The sequence below is a fragment of the Butyrivibrio fibrisolvens genome (assembly GCF_023206215.1).
Lineage (GTDB): Bacteria > Bacillota > Clostridia > Lachnospirales > Lachnospiraceae > Butyrivibrio > Butyrivibrio fibrisolvens_C.
The window spans coordinates 2,484,139-2,508,057 of the sequence record NZ_CP065800.1 but is presented as its reverse complement, the minus strand read 5'-3'; the positions used below and the strand labels follow the sequence as shown (position 1 = coordinate 2,508,057).

General features: G+C 40.6%; 19 protein-coding genes and 1 tRNA gene. 3 read left to right on the top strand and 17 right to left on the bottom strand.

What is annotated here, in order from left to right; all coding sequences use genetic code 11:
* Positions 1 to 34: 34 nt before the first annotated feature.
* The 6 genes from rnc to pta all read right to left on the bottom strand — a co-directional run bounded on the left by rnc (position 35) and on the right by pta (position 4,958).
* Positions 35 to 730: a ribonuclease III gene (gene rnc, locus I7804_RS10345; protein WP_022754451.1), complete on the bottom strand. Its 696-nt coding sequence runs from the start codon at positions 728 to 730 to the stop codon at positions 35 to 37.
* A 60-nt stretch (positions 731 to 790) separates the two neighbouring features.
* The gene (gene acpP, locus I7804_RS10340) at positions 791 to 1,024 is read right to left on the bottom strand and encodes an acyl carrier protein (RefSeq protein WP_027204034.1); all 234 of its coding nucleotides are present in this window, start codon (positions 1,022 to 1,024) and stop codon (positions 791 to 793) included.
* Positions 1,025 to 1,115: 91 nt separating this feature from the next.
* Positions 1,116 to 2,129, bottom strand: a complete 1,014-nt coding sequence (plsX, locus tag I7804_RS10335) for a phosphate acyltransferase PlsX (RefSeq protein ID WP_022754452.1) — start codon at positions 2,127 to 2,129, stop codon at positions 1,116 to 1,118.
* Positions 2,130 to 2,353: 224 nt separating this feature from the next.
* A complete protein-coding gene (rpmF, locus tag I7804_RS10330) occupies positions 2,354 to 2,536 on the bottom strand; it encodes a 50S ribosomal protein L32 (RefSeq protein ID WP_022754453.1) in 183 nt (60 codons plus the stop codon).
* Between the two features lie 211 nt (positions 2,537 to 2,747).
* Positions 2,748 to 3,938, bottom strand: coding sequence for an acetate/propionate family kinase (locus I7804_RS10325; protein ID WP_027204036.1), 1,191 nt, complete (start codon positions 3,936 to 3,938; stop codon positions 2,748 to 2,750).
* Between the two features lie 15 nt (positions 3,939 to 3,953).
* A complete protein-coding gene (gene pta, locus I7804_RS10320; RefSeq protein ID WP_022754455.1) occupies positions 3,954 to 4,958 on the bottom strand; it encodes a phosphate acetyltransferase in 1,005 nt (334 codons plus the stop codon).
* Between the two features lie 402 nt (positions 4,959 to 5,360).
* Here pta and I7804_RS10315 point away from each other — a divergent pair, with 402 nt between their 5' ends.
* Positions 5,361 to 6,596 (top strand): nucleotidyltransferase, encoded by a 1,236-nt coding sequence (locus I7804_RS10315; RefSeq protein WP_248403299.1) that lies wholly within the window; start codon positions 5,361 to 5,363, stop codon positions 6,594 to 6,596.
* A gap of 470 nt (positions 6,597 to 7,066) precedes the next feature.
* Here I7804_RS10315 and I7804_RS10310 read toward each other — a convergent pair whose 3' ends face one another.
* The 5 genes from I7804_RS10310 to I7804_RS10290 form a co-directional block, all read right to left on the bottom strand.
* Entirely contained in the window at positions 7,067 to 8,944 is a 1,878-nt protein-coding gene (locus tag I7804_RS10310) for an extracellular solute-binding protein (protein WP_248405961.1), read from the bottom strand.
* 65 nt (positions 8,945 to 9,009) lie between these two features.
* A complete protein-coding gene (locus tag I7804_RS10305; RefSeq protein WP_022754662.1) occupies positions 9,010 to 9,828 on the bottom strand; it encodes an ABC transporter permease in 819 nt (272 codons plus the stop codon).
* Positions 9,821 to 10,840, bottom strand: a complete 1,020-nt coding sequence (locus I7804_RS10300) for an ABC transporter ATP-binding protein (protein WP_420314865.1) — start codon at positions 10,838 to 10,840, stop codon at positions 9,821 to 9,823. The genes I7804_RS10305 and I7804_RS10300 overlap by 8 nt, the downstream gene beginning before the upstream one ends.
* Positions 10,841 to 11,100: 260 nt before the next feature.
* The gene (locus I7804_RS10295; RefSeq protein WP_248403295.1) at positions 11,101 to 11,997 is read right to left on the bottom strand and encodes a LicD family protein; all 897 of its coding nucleotides are present in this window, start codon (positions 11,995 to 11,997) and stop codon (positions 11,101 to 11,103) included.
* A 93-nt stretch (positions 11,998 to 12,090) separates the two neighbouring features.
* Positions 12,091 to 13,320, bottom strand: a complete 1,230-nt coding sequence (locus tag I7804_RS10290) for a lipopolysaccharide biosynthesis protein (RefSeq protein WP_248403293.1) — start codon at positions 13,318 to 13,320, stop codon at positions 12,091 to 12,093.
* A gap of 493 nt (positions 13,321 to 13,813) precedes the next feature.
* Here I7804_RS10290 and I7804_RS10285 point away from each other — a divergent pair, with 493 nt between their 5' ends.
* Complete coding sequence (locus I7804_RS10285; protein WP_248403291.1) at positions 13,814 to 15,925, top strand: hypothetical protein; 2,112 nt, start codon at positions 13,814 to 13,816, stop codon at positions 15,923 to 15,925.
* Between the two features lie 186 nt (positions 15,926 to 16,111).
* A complete protein-coding gene (gene mscL, locus I7804_RS10280) occupies positions 16,112 to 16,579 on the top strand; it encodes a large conductance mechanosensitive channel protein MscL (RefSeq protein ID WP_022754657.1) in 468 nt (155 codons plus the stop codon).
* Between the two features lie 129 nt (positions 16,580 to 16,708).
* Here the strand turns inward: mscL and I7804_RS10275 are convergent.
* From I7804_RS10275 to rhaD, 6 genes are all read right to left on the bottom strand, one after another.
* Positions 16,709 to 16,779: transfer RNA gene (locus tag I7804_RS10275), tRNA-Gly, on the bottom strand.
* A gap of 216 nt (positions 16,780 to 16,995) precedes the next feature.
* Complete coding sequence (locus I7804_RS10270) at positions 16,996 to 18,363, bottom strand: NCS2 family permease (protein WP_027204043.1); 1,368 nt, start codon at positions 18,361 to 18,363, stop codon at positions 16,996 to 16,998.
* A 278-nt stretch (positions 18,364 to 18,641) separates the two neighbouring features.
* Entirely contained in the window at positions 18,642 to 19,841 is a 1,200-nt protein-coding gene (locus tag I7804_RS10265) for an FprA family A-type flavoprotein (RefSeq protein ID WP_248403289.1), read from the bottom strand.
* Positions 19,842 to 19,923: 82 nt separating this feature from the next.
* On the bottom strand, positions 19,924 to 20,409 hold the full coding sequence (locus I7804_RS10260; protein ID WP_022754654.1) for a methylglyoxal synthase: 486 nt from the start codon (positions 20,407 to 20,409) through the stop codon (positions 19,924 to 19,926).
* A gap of 177 nt (positions 20,410 to 20,586) precedes the next feature.
* Positions 20,587 to 22,539, bottom strand: a complete 1,953-nt coding sequence (locus I7804_RS10255) for a GGDEF domain-containing phosphodiesterase (RefSeq protein WP_248403288.1) — start codon at positions 22,537 to 22,539, stop codon at positions 20,587 to 20,589.
* Between the two features lie 436 nt (positions 22,540 to 22,975).
* Positions 22,976 to 23,791, bottom strand: a complete 816-nt coding sequence (gene rhaD / locus I7804_RS10250) for a rhamnulose-1-phosphate aldolase (protein ID WP_022754652.1) — start codon at positions 23,789 to 23,791, stop codon at positions 22,976 to 22,978.
* Positions 23,792 to 23,919 lie beyond the last annotated feature (128 nt).

The following is a 23,919-nucleotide window of genomic DNA, read 5'->3' as shown; positions in this document are numbered from 1 at the left end:
TTAATGAACCTGCTTTGCAGTTAAGACTTACGCATCAGGCTTTATCCTTAATCTTAAGTACTGCCTGATAAGCAGCCTGCTGCTCTGCAGCTTTCTTGGTATGTCCCTCACCCTCTCCCAGAATTTCGCCGTTTATAAGAACGCGCGACTTAAATATTTTATCATGTTCCGGACCACTCTCCCCGCAGATCTCATAAGACAAAGTCTTGGTAGAGTCTTTCTGAACAAGTTCCTGAAGTACAGACTTAGCATCAACAAATATCTGTTTATTCTCAAGGTCATTGAGGATAAACTTGTCTATATGTTTCTTGGCATAATCAATACCGCCATCAATATAGATAGCTCCGATAACAGCTTCCATAACATCAGAGATTATTGAATCTCTATGCCTTCCACCTGTTGATTCTTCACCCTTGCCAAGGAGAATATACTTCTCAAGTTCAAAATCACGGGCGCAGAAAGCCAGTGCCTGCTCACATACCATAGAAGCACGCATTTTGGTCATCTGTCCTTCTTTTTTGTCCGGGTAATTGTTGTACAGATAAGTACTGGATACCATTTCAAGAACAGAATCGCCCAAAAATTCCAGTCTTTCGTAATCAGGCTGCTTATTGATCTTCTGCTCATTGGCATAAGATGAATGTGTAAGCGCCATACGAATCAGTGCTCTGTCCTTGAAATGATACCCGATCCGGTCTTCCAGTTCGGTAATATCATTTTCGCTATACATATTTTCCTCCAGACCCATCCGGGCCGAGAGTCAAAACTGTCAGTATGACAGTTTTAACCCTTAATTGTTTTTGGCTTCTTTAATAAGTTCAACAGCCTCACCTACAGTAGAGATCTTCTCAACCTTCTCCTGCGGGATCTGAATCTTGAACTCTTCCTCGATTCCCATGATGATCTGGAATACGTCAAGTGAGTCAGCTCCAAGATCATCGATGAATGTTGTATCCTCTGTGATCTCATCTGCGTCTACGTTAAGAACATCTACTATAAGTGCTTTTAATTTCTCAAGTTCCATATCTCTATACTCCTTGTATAATAGTTTATTTCAAATAATTTGGACAAACTCAAGTCTTTTTAATATGATCAATATTATCCAAAAAGCCTCATCAGTCCTTGTTATTCAATGTCTCTTTTATCTTATCATCAACGTTGTGTGTTTTAAAGGTTACACACTGAAGAATTGAATTCTTGACTTCTACAGCCTTGGCACTTCCATGGGTCTTGACTACAAGTCCGTTAAGTCCCAGCATAGGTGCACCCCCGTACTGTTTGGCATCAAATGCTTTGAGATTAACAGTAAATTCCTTCTTGAGGAGAAGATATGCTATCTTAGTCCTTAAATTAGTAAGGAATGTGTTCTTGATAACTCTTCCCATGGTCTTGGCAACGCCTTCATACATCTTAAGAGCAATATTACCTGCAAAAGCCTCTGTTACGATGACGTCAGCAGGACCGGCAGGGATATCTCTGGCTTCGATGTTGCCTATGAAGTTGATATCGGGACAGTTCTTAAGAAGCGGGAATGTCTCTTTAACAAGAGCATTACCTTTGTCCTCTTCTGCTCCTATAGACAGAAGCGCAACTGTAGGATTCCTCTTGCCAAGGATGTTCTCAGCGTATATGGATCCCATAATTGCAAACTGCAGGAGCTGATCAGGTCTTGCGTCCACATTGGCACCACAGTCGATAAGAAGGGATACACCCTTTTCTGTCGGGATCAAGGGAGCAAGAGGTGCTCTCTTAACGCCTTTGATACGGCCTACGATTGTCTGTCCGCCAACAAGATTGGCACCTGTACTGCCCGCACTTACATATGCATCAGCCTCACCGTGCTTGACCATCTGCATAGCCTTCACAATAGAAGAATCAGGCTTCTGTCTGATGGCCATTACAGGCGCTTCTGCCATCTCGATAATCTGAGTGGCATTAACTATTTCAAGTCTTTCTGTGTCATATCCGTTGTATTTGGAAAGTTCAGCCTTAATCTTGTCTTCCTGTCCTACAAGAAAGACCTTAACATTACTATCTTCATTAATAGCTTCAACTACACCCTTTACTATCTCTGCAGGCGCGTTGTCTCCTCCCATAGCATCAACGGCAACTTTAATAAGATCAGCCATTTAGCTCCTCCATATATCATAATGATTAGTACATGCATATAAACTGCATAGATGCCTTCCTGCATCCATCAGTCCATATCTTTCTTAAATAAAGAAAACTGCGATATCCTATTACAGAGATCGCATTCTTTTCATAAAAGCACTATTACAAGTTTACCCGACAAATGGGCAAAAATCAAGGCTTCCCGATAAATCGGAAAGCCTTAATGAACAACCGTTTTTAATTAGTCGTTAACAGCTACAACGCTCTTGTTCTCATAGTAACCGCAAGCCTTGCAAACCTGGTGAGGCTGCATAAGAGCTCCGCAGTGGCTGCACTTTACAAGAGTCGGTGCGCTCATCTTCCAATTTGCTCTTCTCTGATCACGATGACCTTTAGAAGACTTATTCTTAGGGCAGATAGACATTCGTAACACCTCCTTACGCTGGTCGTATTCGATTACCAGCCGTAAGCCAAGCTGAGCCGGTAATAATATTACTCATTTATTGTGTGTAACTTTGTCACACGCTTAATGATTATACCTATATGGTACCCATTTGTCAATACCCAAATAAAAACAGTTATATTTAAGGCTTTCAAGCTATTATATACGTATTCCTTGGGTATACCACAAATCTTTATTTAAGAAGTTCGTAAGTATCTCTTGCAATAGCAAGCTCCTCATTTGTAGGAACTACATATACTCTAACCTTGCTATCTTCTGTAGATACAAGCTTCTCTTCGCCTCTTACCTTGTTAGCTTCGTCGTTACACTTAACTCCAAGGAATCCAAGACGATCAATTATAAGCTTTCTTACAAAGCCTGAATTCTCACCTACACCTGCTGTGAATGCGATGCAGTCTACACCGTTCATAGCTGCTGTGTAAGCTCCGATATATTTAAGAACCTGATAGCAGAAGCAATCTACTGCTCTGATAGCGTTCTTGTCACCCTTGATATAAGCATCCTCAAGATCACGGAAATCTGAGCTTATGCCTTCGGAGAGTCCGTATACACCTGATTCTTTGTTAAGAATCTTCATAACACCTGCTGTATCAAGATTCATCTTTTTCTCAAGAGTCTCTATAACAGAAGGATCGATAGAACCGCATCTTGTACCCATGATAAGTCCTTCAAGAGGAGTAAGTCCCATTGAAGTATCTACGCACTTGCCGTTCTTAACAGCTGATACTGATGCTCCGTTACCAAGGTGGCATACGATTGTCTTAAGATCTTCATAAGGCTTTCCCTCGATCTCAGCTACTTTTTTGCTTACAAAAGAGTGAGATGTGCCGTGGAAGCCATAACGACGGATCTTATGATTCTTGTAGATGTCATATGGAAGACCGTAAAGGTATGCTTCCTCAGGCATTGTCTGATGGAAAGCTGTATCAAATACTGCAACCATAGGAGTTCCAGGCATAAGATCCTGACAAGCTCTGATACCGATAACGTTGGCAGGATTGTGAAGAGGTGCAAGATCAGATACTTCTTCAATAGCCTTAACAACATCTTCGCTAATCACAACTGACTTAGTGAACTTCTCACCGCCATGTACGATTCTGTGTCCTACAGCATCGATCTCATCAAGAGACTTAACTACACCGCTTTCTGTAAGAGCTTCAAGCACGAGGCTTACAGCTGTCTTGTGCTCAGGCATAGGAGTTACCTTAGTAACCTTGTCCTTACCTGTAGCTGTATAAGAGATCTGACTTCCCTCTATTCCGATTCTTTCGCAAAGGCCTTTAAAAAGAAGCTGTTCTGTCTCTGCGTCAATAAGCTGAAATTTAAGTGATGAACTACCGCAATTTATAACAAGAACTTTCATTCTAACATAGCCTCCTTATTCTGCATCCTGTGCCTGTACTGCTGTAAGAGCAACAACGCCTACGATATCTTCCCAGCTGCATCCACGTGAAAGATCGTTAACGGGGCGAGCGATACCCTGAAGCATAGGGCCGTAAGCATCAGCCTTAGCAAGTCTCTGAACGAGCTTGTAACCAATGTTACCACCATCAAGGTTAGGGAAAATAAGTACATTGGCATGACCTGCAACAGGTGATCCCGGAGCCTTGGAAGCTGCAACTTCAGGAACAATAGCAGCATCAAGCTGAAGTTCACCATCACATACAAGATCAGGATAATCTCTGTGAGCGATCTCAACAGCATTAACAACCTTGTCTACGAGTTCGTGCTTAGCAGAACCCTTTGTTGAGTGTGAAAGGAATGCAACCTTAGGCTCAGCCTCAACAAGCTGTCTGAATGACTTAGCAGAAGAATCAGCGATAACTGCAAGCTCTTCTGATGTAGGATCCTGATTAAGACCTGAATCTGCGAAAAGGAATGTTCCGTTCTCACCATACTCGCAATGAGGAACATCAACGATGAAGAAGCCTGATACCATCTTAACTCCGGGAGCTGTCTTCAGGATCTGAAGTGCAGGACGAAGTGTATCAGCAGTTGAATGGCAGGCACCTGATACAAGGCCATCAGCGTATCCGGCCTTAACCATCATAACACCATAATATGTTCTGCTTGAAAGAAGTGTCTCTCTAGCCTTCTCAGGTGTCATACCCTTGTTCTTACGAAGTTCATAGAACATATTAACAAGCTCTTCTGTTCTGTCATCTGTGTCGGGATCTACGAAAATTGCATCTGTAACATCTGCACGTACAGACTTAGCAAGTTCTAATACAGTATCTTTATTGCCAAGAAGGATTATATCTGCATATCCATGTAAGAGAATATCTTCCGCAGCAAGAAGTGTTCTTGTATCCTCTGTCTCGGGAAGAATAATAGTTTTTTTGTTGGCTTTTGCTTTAGCCTTGATTTTGTCGATATAAGACATGTCACTCTCCTTTGTGGTATATTAATATACAATTATTGGTTGTAGAGTTCTTGTATCTCTGCCTCAATTTTCATAGATCACGCCACATATATTTACTATCGGGAATAATAAAAAAATCTTAATAGGAAATCATTATTTTCAAACCGGTGAAAACGATTTCCCGTTTTGCGTGAATCCATAACAATGTAAGCAGTTACACAAAAGCTACCAATACAATAATAACAGAGATTAATTTTAGTTCAAGAAAAGATATTTTTTTAACATGAAAGATAATTTTTTAACAAAGATTTTACAAGATTTTTAGTACTATTTCCCAAACAGAATTATAAAGCTATTTATAAAGACATTTACTATCACTAAAGCTCCTTTTCTAAAACAAAAGACGTAAAAAATACAAATCATTTGAACACAGGAGATACTTTGAAGACAATCGGAATCGTATGTGAACTTAATCCGCTCCACAGCGGGCACAAATATCTGCTAGATATGGCAAGAAAGCGCTTTAACGCAGACTACATCATACTAGTCATGAGCGGCGACTACACCCAGCGCGGCGTCCCTTCTATCGTATCCAAAGAAATAAGGACCAGGATGGCGCTTATGGCAGGAGCAGATGCTGTATTCGAACTCCCAGTCCAGTATGCTACTGCAAGTGCCGAATATTTCGCATCAGGAGCTATTTCACTTCTTAATTCACTTGGATGCGTGGATCATATCCTCTTTGGAACAGAAAACGGAGATATAGAAGAAATCCAAAAGATTGCTTCCATACTGAATGATGAACCTGATGAATATAAAAAAGAGCTTCAAAAAGGGCTAAAAAGAGGCCTCAACTTCGCAAGTGCCAGAGACGCTGCCCTAAAAAAGCTCATCACAATAGGTAACAGCACCACACTTATAGGTTCCAATAACATACTCGGAATCGAATATTGCCGCGCCCTTATGGAATCCAAGAGCAGTATCACCCCTCTCACTATCCAAAGAGAAGGTGCAGATTATAACAGCGACGACCTCACCGGCGCCTATGCAAGCGCAAGCGCAATACGAAAGCTCCTTGAAACTACTTATCCGGACGATACCTATAGATCAATTCTTAAAGATTATATCCCGGAAGATGTACTGACTCTTCTCTTAAGTCAAAAAGCCTACAACCGCCTTGACAACTACTCGGACTACCTTCATTACAAGCTCCTCAGCGAGCGCGGCGAAGGCTTTACCTCTTATGCAGACATACATAGAGACCTGTCAGATAAGATCATAAAGTTCCTGCCAAAATATACCACCATATCCGAATTTACAGACCTTCTAAAGTCCAAAGACCTGACCTACACAAGAATACAAAGAAGCCTGCTTCACATATTACTTGGAATAAAGCAAGAAACCTTGGACAGCCTGAAACAGGATAATTATCCCGTATACTTAAGGCTCCTAGGCTTTAGAAAAGAGTCCTCCCATCTCCTTGCCGTTATAAGAGAAAGTGCGAACACCACCGTTATCAGCAGGATGTCAGACACATTCAAAATTGAAGACAAAAAACAAAAGGAATTATTGGACCAAGATGTCCTGGCTTCCGACATCTACCACCTGATAATCCCCGACTCAAAAAATGAATACCAAAAGCCCGTCACAATCCTATAGCCCAATCTTGTAACAAATTTGCGTCAAATAAAGCAAGAGAAAGACGCAAATCGCGAATTTTCTCTTGCTTTATTAAATCCACACCACGACAACTTATAATTCATGGCTTTGACAAATTAAATACCCAAGCTTCCCACTTGGACGATGCAGTATCACCAAAGGCTTTGCTGGGGCAGGGCAGTATATGGATCATTGTCATGCTTTTTAATCGTTTTATAAAATTCATGAGCGTGATAGATGTAGTTTTTTATTCTGCCCGGGGTCCGCATGTTTGAGCGTCAGCGAGTTTCGGACCCCAGAATAAAAAGCTACAGATATCATGCCATGAATTATAAAACGATTAACAGCATGGCAATGATCTATATACTGCCTGACACAGCAAAACCTTTGGTGATACTGCATCGTCCAAGCAAGAAGCCTGGGTATTTAATTTGTCAAAGCTCATGAAGGCGAAGCCTAAATACCCCGCCTTAATCCGCAGCCTTGATCTTCTTCCAAAGTTCGTTGTATAGCGCATCAGCGTCCTGCCCCAGATATGTGTACACTTCGCATCTTGAAAGTGTATCTTCATCAGGGAAAGCCACTGTAGAATTCCTGATAGTCTCATCTTCTATCAGTTCCTGCGCCTTAAGATTAGGAGTTGTATATGTTACGTACTCAAAATTCATAAGAGCGATATCTTCTCTGCACATGAAATCAATCCACTTAAGCGCATTCTCAGTATGCTTGGCATCTCTTGTGATGCACCAGCCATCAAGCCATACATTAGACCCTTCTTCCGGAACCACATACTCAAGATCTGTATTCTCACGCTGTGTATACAGAGCTTCACCGGAATAGATAACACCAAGAGCAGCTTCGCCGCCTATCATCTTATCTCTTACCTGATCGATGACATAAGCCTGAACCAAAGGTTTCTGCGCTACAAGATCATCTGCTGCCTGCTCAAGTTCTGCCTTATCAGTAGAGTTGATAGAATATCCGTCCCTTGCAAGCGCTACCATGAAAGCATCTCTTACAGAATCCTGCATAAGAATCTGACCTGCGTACTTCTCATCCCACAGGATATCCCAGCTTGTAACAGGCTCATCTACAAGAGTCTTATTATAGAGAATACCAACAGTTCCGCAGAAGTTAGGAACTGCGTATCTGTTGCCTTCATCAAAAGATGCTGCAGATTCAAGATAGTTAGGATCTATATTGGCTGAGGCATAGGGAAGTTCTTCCCAGTCAAGCTCTTTAAGCATTCCTTCCTGGATCATACGAGATATCATATAATCTGACGGACATATAACATCATATGCCGAATTATCAGATGCTATCTTGGCATACATGATCTCATTGGATTCAAACTCATCATATATAACCTTGATACCAGTCTCTTCTTCGAACATAGTGATAACTTCAGGGTCGATATATTCTCCCCAGTTATAAACATAGACCTGATTATCTTCTGTCTTGAATACTCCGCCAAATGTTATACCTACTACTGCTATCACAGCGCAGGCACCCGCAAGGATCAGGATAGTCTTCTTATCAAGCTTCTTCCTGCTTGCATATGATACTTCTTTCTTAGTAGTAGCCAGGTTCCTTGCTTTTATCTGTCTGGAGCTGACCATAAGAACGATAACGATTATGAATATGATCGCGGACAGCGCATATATCTCAGGCTGGATACCCCTTTTTACTTCACTGTATATCTTGGTTGAAAGAGTATCAAAACCCGAACCCTTAGTAAAATATGTAATGATAAAGTCATCCAAAGACATAGTGAAAGCCATCATAGCACCGGCTATCACTGCAGGCATCAGGTCTGGAAGAACAGTTTTTCTAAAAGCAAAAAACGGCTGTGCTCCAAGATCAAGCGCCGCTTCATAGACACTTGGATTGATAGTCTTCATTCTAGGCATAACGCTCAACATTACGTATGGAATATTAAAAGTAATATGAGCGATAAGAACTGTGATAAATCCTGCATTAAAATGAAGAAATCTAAAAAGGAGCATCAGTGAGATACCTGTAACGATATCCGCATTGATCATAGGGATATTAGTAATACCCATGATAACTGACCTGGACTTTTTGTGAAGTCCCATCATTGCAACACAGGTAGCCGTACCGATAACAGTAGCTACAAGAGTTGATATAAGGGCTATTATAAGCGTATTGGCAAAAGCATTGATGATAGCTGAATCAGAAGCAAGATTAATATACCAGTCAAAGGTAAATCCGCCCCATTTCGCCCTGGATTTACTTGAATTAAATGAAAGGATTATCATTGTAACAATGGGCAGGTACATAAAAACAAGGATGATGCCCATGTATATTTTTTCTATAGTTTTTTTCATCTTCAAACTTATCCTTCATGCCGGGCAGCCCGGCACCTTCAATATAATGGCACTAAGGAATCTTCTTAGTTATAGGATGACTTGTCAGTCATCATTGTTATCACCATGTTAACTATGATGAACAGCATAAGTACAAGTGAAAGACCCGCGCCCATGTTCCAGTCATAGCTTAGTGTGAACTCCTGCTCTATTACATTGCCTATAAGGAGGATCTTGGATCCGCCGAGCATAGTACTTATGGCAAAAGTTGTAAGGGCCGGTATGAATACCATCGTGATTCCGGACAGGATACCCGGAATTGTAAGTGGCAAAGTTATCTTGAAGAAAGTCTGAACAGCATTGGCTCCAAGATCTCTTGCTGCATTGATAACACTATCATCTATCCTTGCAAGTGAATTGTACAAAGGCAATATCATAAAGGGAAGGAAGTTATATACCATACCGATAACGATAGCTGATGATGTGTTTATGATATTGATATTCGGAAGTCCAACAAGGCTCAAAAGGCCGTTGATAACGCCCTTATTCTCAAGAAGGGTCATCCATGCCATAGTCCTAAGCAGGAAGTTCATCCACATAGGAAGGATGAACAGAGTCGTTATGATTCCCTGTGAACTTATCTTGTTCCTTGCAAGTATCATGGCAAGAGGATATGCCAGAAGGAAACATATGATCGTACTTATAAACGCAAGGACAAGAGCAAGACCCAGAGATTTAAGATTCTCTGCCCTTCCTATTGCTGCGACATTAGCAAATGTAAATGCACCCGACTCGTCTGTCAGACCATAAAAGAATATCATTGCAAGAGGGACCACAATGAAGATCACTGCCCATGCAATGTATGGAGAAGAAAGAAGACGAGATGTCTGTTTGTTATTAAACATCTATTTCAATAGCCTCCTCATCCTCTGAAGCAGGAACATTCATAACCTGTATGTTAAAAGGATCTACTGTTATATCTACTTCATCACCAATCTGAGCCATACGTGTAGAGTGAACAAGCCATTCAAATCCGCCTGCTTCTACTTCCATCTCATAGTGAACACCCTTGAATATGACATGTGTTACTACTCCCGGAAGGATACCGCTACCTCTTTTTACAAGCTCTACGTCTTCAGGTCTTATAACTACATCTACAGGAGCGTTAGTACCAAATCCTGTATCAACGCAAGGGAAGTTGGCCCCAAGGATCCTTACAAGCTTGTCCTGAACCATGGTTGCATGGATGATGTTACTATCACCTATAAAGTCAGCAACAAAGGCATTCTCCGGCTCGTTGTAGATCTTCTCAGGAGAGCCTTCCTGCTGGATATATCCCTGATTCATAACTACGATATGATCAGACATGGTAAGAGCCTCTTCCTGATCATGAGTTACATATATGAAAGTGATCCCGAGCTCATTTTTAAGTCTTATAAGCTCGTATTGCATGTCCTGTCTGAGTTTTAAATCAAGAGCGCCCAAAGGCTCATCAAGAAGAAGCACCTTAGGCTCATTAACAATAGCTCTTGCTATAGCGATCCTCTGCTGCTGACCACCGGAAAGTGATTCCGGCATACGATGCTCATAGCCCTCAAGATTTACAAGTTTAAGAGCATACTTGATCTTATCCTTGATATAAGCATCCGTCTTATTCTTAATCTTAAGACCAAAGGCAATGTTCTGGGCGATGTCCATATGTGTAAAAAGGGCATACTTCTGAAAGACAGTGTTGAGCTGTCTTTTATTAGGTGCAATATTAGTTATATCCTGACCGTCAAAAATAACGCGGCCCTGATCAGGACTTTCAAAACCGCCTATAATACGCAGTGTTGTAGTCTTACCACATCCTGAAGGTCCCAATATAGTAACAAATGAATTCTCATGAATACTGAGATTAAGATCATCCAGAATCATATTTCCATCATATGATTTAGATATATGTTCAAGTCTTATAAGTTCCTTGGCCAATTCTACTCCTCCGGCTATACAAATATTAAAAACGAAGTCTTCTCAAAACAGCTGCATAACCCAAATGCCGCCTGCACAGACAGATAGAGAAAACTCTGCGTCTATCCCAAGTTAAAGCATGTATATCTTAGCATAAATCCAGCATAAATATACACCAGATTACATAATAACTCATATATTATAAATTTCAAGCAATTTATTTTTACTCAGCCCTGTGAGATTCTCACCACATGCTGAGGCTTTTGCTGATCCTTTGGCGGAAGGCTTCGCCAGTTGCCATATACCATAGTCAGCCATTCATCATAATATTTACTTGCAGGATACTGCTCTTTCCTTATAGTAAGCGTAAAATCTTCTTCAAACCATTTCTTTGGAAAAAGAAGTCCCCAGTAATGCGGATGAGGCTGCTCGTTAGATATAAAATAAAAAGAATCGTCTGACCAGGTACTCGCAGATACTTGGTTACCGTATTTCTTTTTATAAGATCTTGCGTTGCCTGTACGCCTTTTATCTGCTTCCATAGCAATCTTATGGTAATGCCCTGCTATCTTCTTATAAGGTATGCACTTACCAATCCCAGACAAGATATATGCTACTACCTTCATAGGGCCTTTAAACTTGTCATAATTGATATGCTTCCTATGTCCCATTGCAAGAGCATACAAGAGTTTGAGCCTTATAAGCTGCCACTTATGCCCCTTGCCCGCTTCATCAAGCACGAAGAAATCAAGCGTTGGATGAGAGAATCTCCCCTCATAGAAATCTTCATCACCATAAGATGTATGTTCATAGGTTACGGATGTATCTGCTATCTTACTGATAAAATCAAAAAACTGATCATAGCCGTCATCAGCGATAAACTTAAATCTTTTATCCGCCTCTTTGTCAAAAACAGCTTTGAGCTTCTCATACTCAGAACGTGGCATGATGATATCTATGTCATCGTCCCAGGGGATAAAGTCCTGATGCCTTGCTGCGCCAAGAAGTGTCCCTCCGTGGAGATAATATTTGATATCATGAGCCTTGCAGATCCTGTTCACTTCATCAAGCATAGCTTTATTAGATTCATGGATTTTTTCTATATATTTTAAACTATTTTCCATTACTGAATTTCTCAACCTCATATCGCGAGCAAACTGGCAATACCTGCTTGCTCGCGTCACCAATCCGGGTTCAAAACAAGAACACTTTCAAACTTATCTTTTTTCCTTCACAATATTGTCATGGCAGCTTTTATAGCATAGACCTATTGCAAAAACGTATCTGTATATATTTACGATCAGTATAGCTATGCAAAAGCCGGTAATCCCGTATATCCAGGCTGTCGGTATGCATAATGCCAAAAATACGATGCCGTAAGCTATATTGATAATAAGCTGATAATCAGCCTTGGCAAGTCTTAATAGTACTGTCGTGACTACATTAGAAACAAAATATATGACCTGCGCTGCTCCTGCTATCAGAAAGTACCTGCTGACTGCCTCCAGCTCTTTTGTATACAATAGATATACTACTATATAGGATCCGGGGACACTTAAAAGCGAGAACAATATTATAATGCCCATAGTCATAATAAATAGCAGCCTGACATGCATTTTAGAAAACTGTCCCTTGTATCTTGCAAGATAACCTATTATGACGCTGTTAAGAGGCGTAGTAATAAGCGTCATGGTCTTACCTACAAGCGACGCAATATAATATGTAGTCACTGCTCCGGCGCTTACAAGGTTCATAAGAAGGAGTCTATCGCCGTTGAAGATAATATTACTGATAAGATTAGTTATTATCAGCATCAGCATCGTATGAAGATTCTCTTTATAGTATATACTCTTATCAAAAAGCTTATCTGAAAGGACACTTCCCTTTATCTTCACATACAATAGACCTAAGATCTCGCCGGGTATAAGGGCAAGAGGCCATATCCCAGTCACCCTCATGACCATAAGGCCCAGAAGATATCCTATACTTACAAGCGCATAATATAGAAAATATCCCTTATAATTAAGATATAATCTATACTCAACATCACTATAGAATCTAAGAACAGTCAGAAAACAAAGCGTTCCAGCAAGAAGTGATGTAACAAGGTCCATACCTGCTTTGCCCAAAAAGGCAGCGCCAAAAGTCGCGATAGAGCCTGCAATTCCTAAGATGAAGACTATGGTAAGATAATCACTTCCCTTAGTATCTCTGTCAGCAGATTCTGCCATCCTTGCATAATTGACAGCAGATCCTACAGCAACTCCAAATATGTTAACAAAAGACATAACATATACAATACTTCCGTATATATCATTGCCATATATTTTATTCCAAAAAGGATATACTATGAACTGGAGCACCAAATTCATAAGAAGTAGTGCCACAATACTAAGTATCGAATCCTTAAATATCCTCCTAACACAAAAAGAACCTGAAGTCTTCATAAACTTGCATCCCATCATTTATAGACTTCCTGCTTTGGTGGCGGGGGATAATCGGAGGCTCTGGCAAGGAAGGCAGAATATAAATTATTTCCACGCATTAACTGTTTTATAAATTCATGGCATGATATCTGAAGCTTTTTATTCTGGGGTCCAAACTCGCTGCGCGGGGGCATGTGGACCCCGGGCAGAATAAAAAACTCCATCTATCACGCTCATGAATTTTTATAAAACAATTAAAAGCGTGTAAATAATTTATATTCTGCCTTCCTTACCAGAGCCTCCGATTATCCCCCGCCACCAAAGCAGGAAGTCTTTGTATTTATTTCAACATCGCTCAAGGAGCGACCATAATCAGTATATCATGCCGGTGCATCTATGGTATAATTATTACATCACTAATTTGTACACGTTTTTACGTGCTATGCTTGTATAGGCTACCGCAATGATAAGAAATATATATCATAAGTGATTATATTCTAATACGAGGTCCAGTATGCAGATAATCGAGCTCAAAAAGGGTCAGACTCTACACGCGCAAGGTTCTCCCGTCCAGACTATAGATATTATATCTAAAGGTGAGATCAATGTATTCAATGATGGAATAAGTATAGTCCTTAAAGGGGGTACTATCTGCGGTCTTCCGGAGACTCCGGGCGATAATTATATGTTTACTTATCAGGCGCAGACTGATGCCACCATCGCTTCATATCCTTTCACCCGTATAGAAGATCTTATAAGCGTGATCAAAGCTAATCCCAAGATCGCACCAATACTTGTGTCCAACGTATACAGATCTTATCAGATAGCTCTTGATGCCTGCCATAAACAGTTAGAAGAAGCGTCTGCCCTATACAAAGATCTAATGGCTGACTATGAGCAGTATCCTTCTCTTTGCACCATAACAGGCACCCAGTTAAAAGCGTATCCGGAAGTTCTGAATCAGTCGCCGCTTCCTGATATAAAGCTTGCGCCTAACTGGCGGATATCCTATGTTAATGCCATCCTTGATAACGACGCTGCTCTTCGCAAAGCTTTCTATACTATAAATATAGATATAGACGTAGCTATGATACTGACCTGCGTACAGTACCTTAATTCACTGTGCCAATATTCTTTTGAAATACTCAGATATTCCAAGACTCTTCTAAAAGAAACTGCTGCATTCCGTTCTGCCTTTTCAACTATCAAGTCCAAAGCTGACCAGATCATGAACGGCGGTGAAGAAAGTCCTGATACAGTTCCTGAATTTAAAGATGTTCTTAATACTCTCCTTGCCTTTGGAAATGTAGATCCGGAGATTGGAGAAGCATTTGCAGACTCTGTACGCGCCTACGCTTCATCTACTGTAACAGATGCCTTCTCAGATGAATACAGGAAAGTTCGAAGGGATGTTGCAACTCATTTCTACAAGGTTTATAAAGCTGTATTTCTTGCAAGCCTGTCTGAATCGCTGGTTCCTGATGTTGTGCATATGTTCCTGATGTTCGGTTATTGTCACGAAGATCTGGTATCAGCCGAGCAGACAGCCACCTTATATCGCATCATGAAATCATATAGTCCTGATCCCGGCGGACATATCTTCACCATGCCAGAATGGCTGGAGATGATATACGAAGGCCAGGTCGTTCCATCAAGGAATGAATTCAATCTTGACTATCAGGGTTACCTTAATGAGCAGAAGTCTCAAGGTAATATCACTGAAGAAAAAATGAATGAACTTTTAGAAGATGCAGATGCTAAGCTTGACTTCGAGATTGGTAACCTTTTCATGCTTAGTAACCGTGTTACATTTGGAAGAGCCTCTGCCTTCGTTCCGGTATTTGATGAAGCCAACATTACCAAGCCTCTTCCGGATGCCTTCCTTAGAAGCGACCTTTTGCAAAGTCAGGTCGATGCGCTCAAATCCGATGACTATACCATCTTCTACCGAAATGTAATGTATTCTAATCCCTCGATTGGCCTAAATACTTTCACTTATGCAAAAGAGGTAATGCCCTATTTCATTCTTTTGCCAAACTGCGGATCCAGGATCTCCCTATGGCAGGAAATCGAAGGCAGAAAAAGAGATACACCGGCCAGATACTGCATCTCAATCTTCCATTCTTCAGAGCTTAGTGACACTCTCCTTCAAGGTTTTGCCGATTACAGATGGGAGATGTGCAAGACCATACAAGGCATACACTGGAATGATGTAACCGATCCGTCACTCACCTCTGAGTACTGTGACTATCTCCAGTTCTACAAGAAGAACCGCATGCTTACAGAAGATCAAAAAGAGAAACTATACGAACAGCTCAAGAAATATTCGAATCACTATAATCAGGTTTTCATGTCCGATTATATAACTTATATGAAATTCGAAAGAACAGGTTCTCTTAGACTTAACAAAATTGCAAGACAGATACTTTTTGCCTATTGCCCTTTCTCCAAGGAATTAAGAGAAAAAATGACTTCAAGCCCGCAGTACGGGGACCTTGTCAAAACCTTCGATACCAAGAACGCAACTGCAATGCACACTCTTGAAAATGTTTTTACCAAGATAGAAAAAGGCGGATTTGAAGTACCTGATGAAGTCAAGGCACAAAAAGATTATCTTGAATTATAGGCATGATAGTGTTTCATTTTCAAACCCAAATTGATGAAGCTTGCGACATTAGGTTAGATATGTGGTATACTTTTTGTAAAATTATTAATGTACTAATAAGCACTGATATGCATAAATAATCAATGCTTATTAAAACAAAATCTTATATTCAATATACTTTTTCACACATCTACAAAGGAGGCTACTATGGCAGAAGAAAAGAAAAAAGGGGTTGTTGCGGAGTTTCAGGAATTCATAATGCGTGGTAATGTTATGGACCTTGCAGTCGGTGTTATCATCGGTGGCGCATTCCAGAGCATTATCAATTCACTTGTAAATGACATCATCATGCCGGTTATAAGTGCTATCACAGGCGGAATTGACTTCAATAACTACTTCATATCACTTGATGGCAATGATTATGCTACTCTAGAAGCAGCCAAGGAAGCCGGCGGCGCTACTCTTAACTACGGTACATTCATCACTGTTGTTATCAACTTCCTGCTGATGGCTATCGTTATCTTCCTCCTTGTTCGCAGCATGAACAAGCTTCATGACAAGATTGGCAAGAAGAAGGAAGAAGCTCCAAAGCCTGTAAAAATCTGCCCTTACTGCAAATCAGAGATTAACAAGGATGCTACCAAGTGCCCTCACTGCACTTCTGATGTAGCATAACCCAATTACAAAAATAAGCTCTCATCCTGTAGGCAAGCTTTAAATTGTTCTACCGGATGGGAGCTTTTTTATACAATAGGTAATGTTTCTTTTGATATCTTTCCGCTTATCTAACCACGGCCCTAAATAAGCAGATGACGGGAATCGAACCCGCCTCCTCAGCTTGGGAAGCTGATATTCTACCGATGAACTACATCTGCAACGTATTTAATTCTAGCATTGAATCGTTCAAGATGCAAGCGGATTTTCACACTTCTTGGCCCTTTTAACCCCTTCTAAAAACTTACCAAGTGTAATATAACGATCTTTTATCTCCAGATAAGTTTTAAGCAGTAACACCTTACTAACCCCAAAATTCCTAATTATAAAAAACAGGAAGCGCAGCATATCACTGCGCTTCCTGACTGGTTACATTATTATCTGAAGTTAGTTACAAGTGTTACGATCCTAAGAAGGAACAATGCAAAGATGATCCACATGATAGGTGATATGTCTTTAGCTTTTTTCTCAAATACCTTTACGATAACCCATGTAAGGATACCGAACATGATACCGTTAGCGATAGAATATGTAAGAGGCATGATAAGAAGTGCCATGTATGCGCCTGCGCTGTCAGCGATATCTCCGTCGAATTCAATCTTCTTGATAGAAGTTACCATGAGCATTCCAACATATACAAGAGCCGGAGCTGTTGCAAATGAAGGAATTGCAAGAAATACCGGTGATAAGAACATAGCAACCAGGAACATAACACCTGTTGTAAGTGCTGTAAGACCTGTACGACCACCTGCTGCTACGCCGGCACTTGACTCTACGAAACTTGTAACTGTAGATGTACCAAGGCATGCACCAATTGTGGTGCCAAGAGCATCTGACATGAATACCTTACCAACTCTTGGAAGCTTGCCATCCTTGTCAAGAAGTCCTGCCTTATCAGCTACACCTACTACTGTTCCAACTGTATCGAAGAGATCTACGAACAGGAAGCTGAAAGTAATAGCTATAAACTGAACCATGTGAGAAGCTACCCAAGGGAAGTTAAACTTAAAGGCAGTATTAGCAAGTCCCGAGAAGTTAACAAGACCATTTGAAAAATTCGGGAAAAGGCTCAGATTGTTCTCATCAACAACATACCAGCCTGTAGTCTGTGCACACATTCCAAGGATCCATGTGACGATGATTCCGATAAGTACTGATCCTGGGATGTTAAGGCTTGTAAGAACCACGATGATTATAAAGCCTACAAGTGACAATACAACCTGAGGTGTAGAGAAGTCACCAAGATCTACAAGAGTAGCATCGCTGTTGATAACGATACCTGCGCCCTGAAGACCGATAAATGCTACAAAAAGACCGATACCTGCAGATATACCATTTTTAAGGTTCTGAGGTATACCGTTTATGATCTGCTCACGGAACTTAAATGCAGACAATGCGATGAATACAAGGCCCTCTACAAGTACTGCTGTAAGACAAACTGTAAACGCATTTTCTCCCATGTCTGCAAGTTCGCCAAGGCATACTGTATATGCAAAATATGCATTAAGTCCAAGGCCTGCAGAAAGTGCTATAGGATAGTTAGCGATGAACGCCATAAAAAAAGTTGCAAGCGCTGATGCAATCGCTGTTGCGATAAATACACCGTTTGGATCCATTACAGTTCCAAGAATGGATGGATTTACAGCCAGAATATAGGCCATAGCAAGAAATGTTGTGAGACCTGCCAGTATCTCTGTTTTGACAGTTGTCCCATGCTCTTTGAGCTTGAATATTTTTTCAAGCATGAATCTCTCCTCCCTTTTGTGTGAGATTTATTCCTTAACTGATCACAGGTCAAAAGATATACCAGCAAGTTCTATTAAGGCTAAAATACTCGCCTTAGGAAGATGCCCGCATACCGGATTTTATTCCCATATAAGACCTATGTGAACGCCAAGGTTACTTAACCAATAATACTTTACCGCATGTTCAAACAAATTTCAATTTTATAATTTTTCATCATAAAAAATAAGAGGAATCACTATTATGCAATTCCTCTTACCTATCTACTAATTAAAAATAATTAGGCCATATCCGCAATAGCCTTGGCAAAGTTCTTAACAGTATCAAGATCGCATTCATGAAGCGCCGATGTTATAGTAAGTACATCCTCAAGGATCGTACAATCTTTTAACAGCGCAAGCTTATCAGACATATGCTTGGCAGCAACAGGTGCCCAGGTTCCGTTCTGTCCAAGAGCGAACTTCCTGTTCTTAAGGCCAAGTGCCACAAGATCTTCTATGAAGCTCTCCATAGGAAGGTACAATCCGCCATTATATGTCGGAGCCATAAGGACTATCTTGCCGCAGCGCCATGCTTCGCCTACAAGGAACGACTTGTCAGTCTTACTAACATCGAAGACTCTGACCTTCTTGCCGCTTACCTCATGAACAAGTCCTGCAAGAGTTTCAGCAGCGCTTGCTGTATGGCCATACATAGAGCCATATACTATAAGTATATCTTCTGTCTCCGGTATGCACTGGCTCCACTTGTCATATTTGTCTATGAACCATCCAAGGTCTTTTCTCCATATAGGACCATGTAAAGGACATATACGTTCTATAGAAAGACCCTGAGCCTTTTTAAGTACAGCCTGAACCTGAGCTCCATACTTGCCTACAATATTGGCATAATAGCGCCTTGCATCATCAAGGAAATCCTTCTCAAAGTCATATTCATCTGCAAAGATTCCTGAATCAACGCTTCCAAAGGTTCCAAAAGCGTCCGCACTAAAAAGTGTTCCTGTCTTAGTATCAAATGCAAGAAGAACTTCCGGCCAGTGAACCATAGGCGCTGCTACAAAGCTAAAGCTGTGACTTCCTGTATCTAAAGTATCACCTTCCTTAACAGTAACTTTCTTGACATCATCAAGTTCCGGGAAGAACTGATGCAGGAACTTGAAAGTCTGAACGCCGCCTACCAGCTGGATATCAGGATACAGTGATACCACTCTTGATATCTGCGAGCAGTGATCCGGTTCCATATGAAGGATCACAAGGTAGTCGGGTTTTGCGCCTGCAAGAGCTGCCTGAAGATTCTCAACATACTGATCGGCTATAGTCACATCAGCTGTATCAAAGATTATGGTCTTGTCATCCTTAACAACGTAGCTGTTATAGGACACACCATCAGGAAGCGGAAAAAGATTTTCAAATAAAGCAAGGCGTCTGTCGCTTCCGCCAATCCAAAGTATATCATCTGTAACATTTTTGATATTGATCATATTAAACTTAGAACCTCCTTTATATGACAATCTTCTATTTTGATCAGATTATGATTCTTCACCATAAATTCCTGATGCAACCTTATACCAGATGCCCCTCTTTGACTCTCTTCTCAACATTTCTGTCAAAATTGAGAACCCTGTGAACATACTCATCTTCCATGAATCTGCTTGTGATCATAAAATCTGCTGTTGATCTGTTGTTGGCAATCGGGATGTCGTATACCTGAGCTATACGAAGAAGTGCCTTGACATCGGGATCATGCGGCTGAGCTTCAAGCGGATCTGAGAAGAAGATGATCATGTCGATCTTACCTTCTACAACCTTGGCTCCAACCTGCTGGTCACCGCCAAGAGGTCCGGAATTGTAAGCTCTGACAGGAAGTCCTGTATTTTCTGCAACAAGTCTTGCTGATGTGCCTGTTCCGCACAAAAAGTGCTTCTCAAGTCTGAACTTATTGTGTTCGCACCACTCTACAAGCTCCTTTTTCTTTTTATCATGCGCGATAAGCGCGATTGTTTTTTGTTTGGGAATTGTAAATTCAATGTACTCGTCATTAACTGACATTTTGTCTCCTCCTGAAAAAAATAGTCCCCTCTAAGAAAAATCTTAAAGTGCAGATTCCTAAAACAAGATCCCCCTCATCCAAGGATCTGCAATCTCCTTAATTATAGCATAGTTGCGGCACAATCGTACTTATTAGCCAATTCTTTTTATATAGATTTCTGACCAGACTCTCATAGATCATTGTGCAGCTTCATTGTTATGGTCTCCATAAGACTCTGCTTTGTTCTTCCTGATAAAATCCACAAACTCATCTTTCTCAATAGGCTTTGAATACAAAAATCCCTGGAACTTGTCACATCCCATTGCTGCAAGACCGTCAGCCTGTTCCTTGGTTTCTACGCCTTCTGCGATTATCTCATAATTTAGCTCTTTGAGCATCTCGATAGTGTACTTGAGTGCCACAAGCGCTCTCTCCTGACTGAATGCCTTCCAGATGAGCATCTTATCAAGCTTGACTATATTAAAAGGATACATAAGAAGATAATTCATATTGGCAAGACCAGATCCATAGTCGTCAAGCGAGAACCTGATACCGCCATGAAGCATGACATTCATAAAATCAAGGAGTTGTTCGCTTGATGAGACTGCAGCTGTTTCTGTTATCTCAAGATTGATCATTTCCGGCTTTACATGATATCTTTTCATGATAACCTGTAGTTTGTCCCTAAGATCTCTTTGGATACACTGAACAGCAGACAGATTGATCTCGACATAATCTATTCCAAGCTCTTCGAACTTGCGACTCCTTATAGTCTTACAGACTTCTTCAAAGACATACTCGCCTATTTCTATTATAAGTCCGCTCTTCTCAGCCCTTGGGATGAACTCTTCGGGGCTTATAAATCCGTAGTCTTCATCATACAAGCGCAGCAGCGCTTCGCAAGAGTGATACTCTCCTGTTACTGCATCTCTTATAGGCTGGTAGAAAACCTTAAAGCCATAGTTATGCATAGCTTCGCGCATGATGCGGTCCATGTCCGCATTTCTTTTGACCTGCTTGAGAATAAGAGAATCGGCATAGATAACTTCCTGGGTATTGGACTTCTCCAGCTGCCTCATACAATATGTGATGGCATCCTCAAGTTCGAATGAAGTCTTGCCATGGTCAGGGTATCTGACAACAATAAGCTGAGGGCGGAGCCTTATCTCTATATCGCCAACCTGAAACTCTCTTCTTAAGTCGAACTTGATCTGGGATATGATAGAATTCTCATCCATTCCCTTATCATGGATAAGTACTGTGAAGCGGGTTCCTGAATTATAGAACAGGTTCTCTTTGCCAACAATATTCCTAAGCCTTGAAGCTATCATCTCAAGGATCCTGTTACCTGCTACGATGCCTGCCGTCTCATTGACTTTCCTAAAATCCTGCAGCTTGACCGTAACTATGGTAAAAGGGTTCCTAGTCTTAACAAATCCGCTCAAAGTATCCTCAAATGCCTGTTGATTAAAGGCTCTTGTGAGGGGATCGACATAATTGTCAACATCCTGAATTGACATGTATATTACAAGAAGAGCCATGGATACAGTAAAAGAAGTTATAAGCTGATTGGGATAGAACATCTGGAATATAACGGAAAATAAATTGCCTACAGTAACAGACACCATTCCCATTATCTGTCCGAATTTGAGAGAATCTCTGTTCCTGATGGTCTCAAAGACGCAGTTTAGGAGCATAAATAAAGATACAGCGTACAAGACGATCTTAAAATCTCCCGAACAATATTCATATCCGTCAAAATAAAATATAGCTTTGGTCCAAGGATTGGATAATATAAGGAGAACATCTACCATACCGCACACAATAAGGAATATCTTGTTGAGCAGTGTAAATGGTCTGGTCTTGTATATAATCCTCAGAAGATAATAGCAATACCAGAACAGTACGGTATTCATAGATAGGAAGAACACAGAATTGATAAAATAGTTAAAGAAAACAGGAACCTTGTCCGCATTAGGGATTGTATAGCCGGTAATCGCATCAGAAACAGCCGCAACAAGAGAATCCACCAGCAGGATGAGGTAAGCTGCATTGGAACTGGTGGCATAATTCTTTCTTGCGAGGAACAACACAAGAACAAATACAAATATTACAATTGCGCATATGTCAAAAGAAATGTTATATTGCATAAAGTCCTCAGCTATTTCTTTATAGTTATTGCAATCTGATACTATATCGGCATTTTAAACAAAAATAATAAGTTTTATTTCATGGGCATTTTAAACAAAAAAAAAAATTTAAGAAAACTACCACAAATATTCTCTATATGCTTTCTTAACCCAAAAACAAGTTCAAACAATTAAAGCTTTTTGCGTATACAATTAGTATACTTCATTACCAGTCTATTATAATCCATATAGCTTCCTAATGCACCCCTTTATAACATTTTTGGTAATATTTGACCATAAAATTGCACAATTTTATAAATATCCGATGCCTATGTAAGATCTTTGCAACATCAAAGCAAAAAGGCTGCCACAAAATGCAGCAACCTTCTTGTTCGTTAATAAAGTATAATTTTTGATTTCTGAGAAAAAAACAGGAATCTATACTTTTTACCAAGTCTTAAATATCAAGATATCCCTGTCTTGGAGTAACTTTAAAGAAATCTGCCAGTTCTTTCAGTTCAGAATCCTTGATGGTGTTGACTTTAGGAAGCGCTGCGCACTTCATGTATACTTCGGCAGCCTTCTCAGCTGTCTCTATAAGTCCGAAGGTCTCATCAAGATCCTTGCCGGCACCATAGATACCATGTGCTGCCCAGACAACAAGACGAGCTGTCTCCATCTTCTTTGCAGTTGCCTGCCCAATCTCATTTGTACCACAGAGCATCCATGGAAGGACGTTAACACCGTCAGGGAATACTACAATACATTCTGTAGAGAACTCCCAAAGTGTATGAGTGAACTTCTTCTCATCAAGGTCATGAACATAAGTCATAGCCAGAAGATTAGTAGGATGGCAATGCATAACAACATGATTATCAGGATCTACTGATAGACGTGTGATATGGCTCATAAGATGAGCAGGAAGCTCTGATGTAAATCTTCCGCCGTCATTATATCCCCACAAAAGCTCTGCTGTGTGCCCGTCCTTACCGATTCTGAATAGTCCCATGTTCTTCTCAGGATCATACTGGACATTCTTAAAATACTTGCCTGTACCTGTTACCAGAAAGTATTTTCCAATAAGGGCTGTTGCATCAAAAGGGATATCTATAGTGCGGATAACCGCATCAGTATTTACGTAGTCTTTGATCTTCTCTTCTTCAAGAAGAAGTGAGACATTGCCTCCGTTACGCTCATCCCAGCCATGGGCATACATATTGGTAACTGTTCTGATCATCTCGATCATAAAAGGTGCTTCTAGAATATTAAACATGACAAACCTCTTTAAGTTTTTATTAGTTCTTCAAATAATACCAGGTTCTTCTTTAGAAGAATGTATTTAAACGCTTATGATTAAACGTATATTTATTGACTCTTCTTTAGAAGAACAGCGTTTACCCA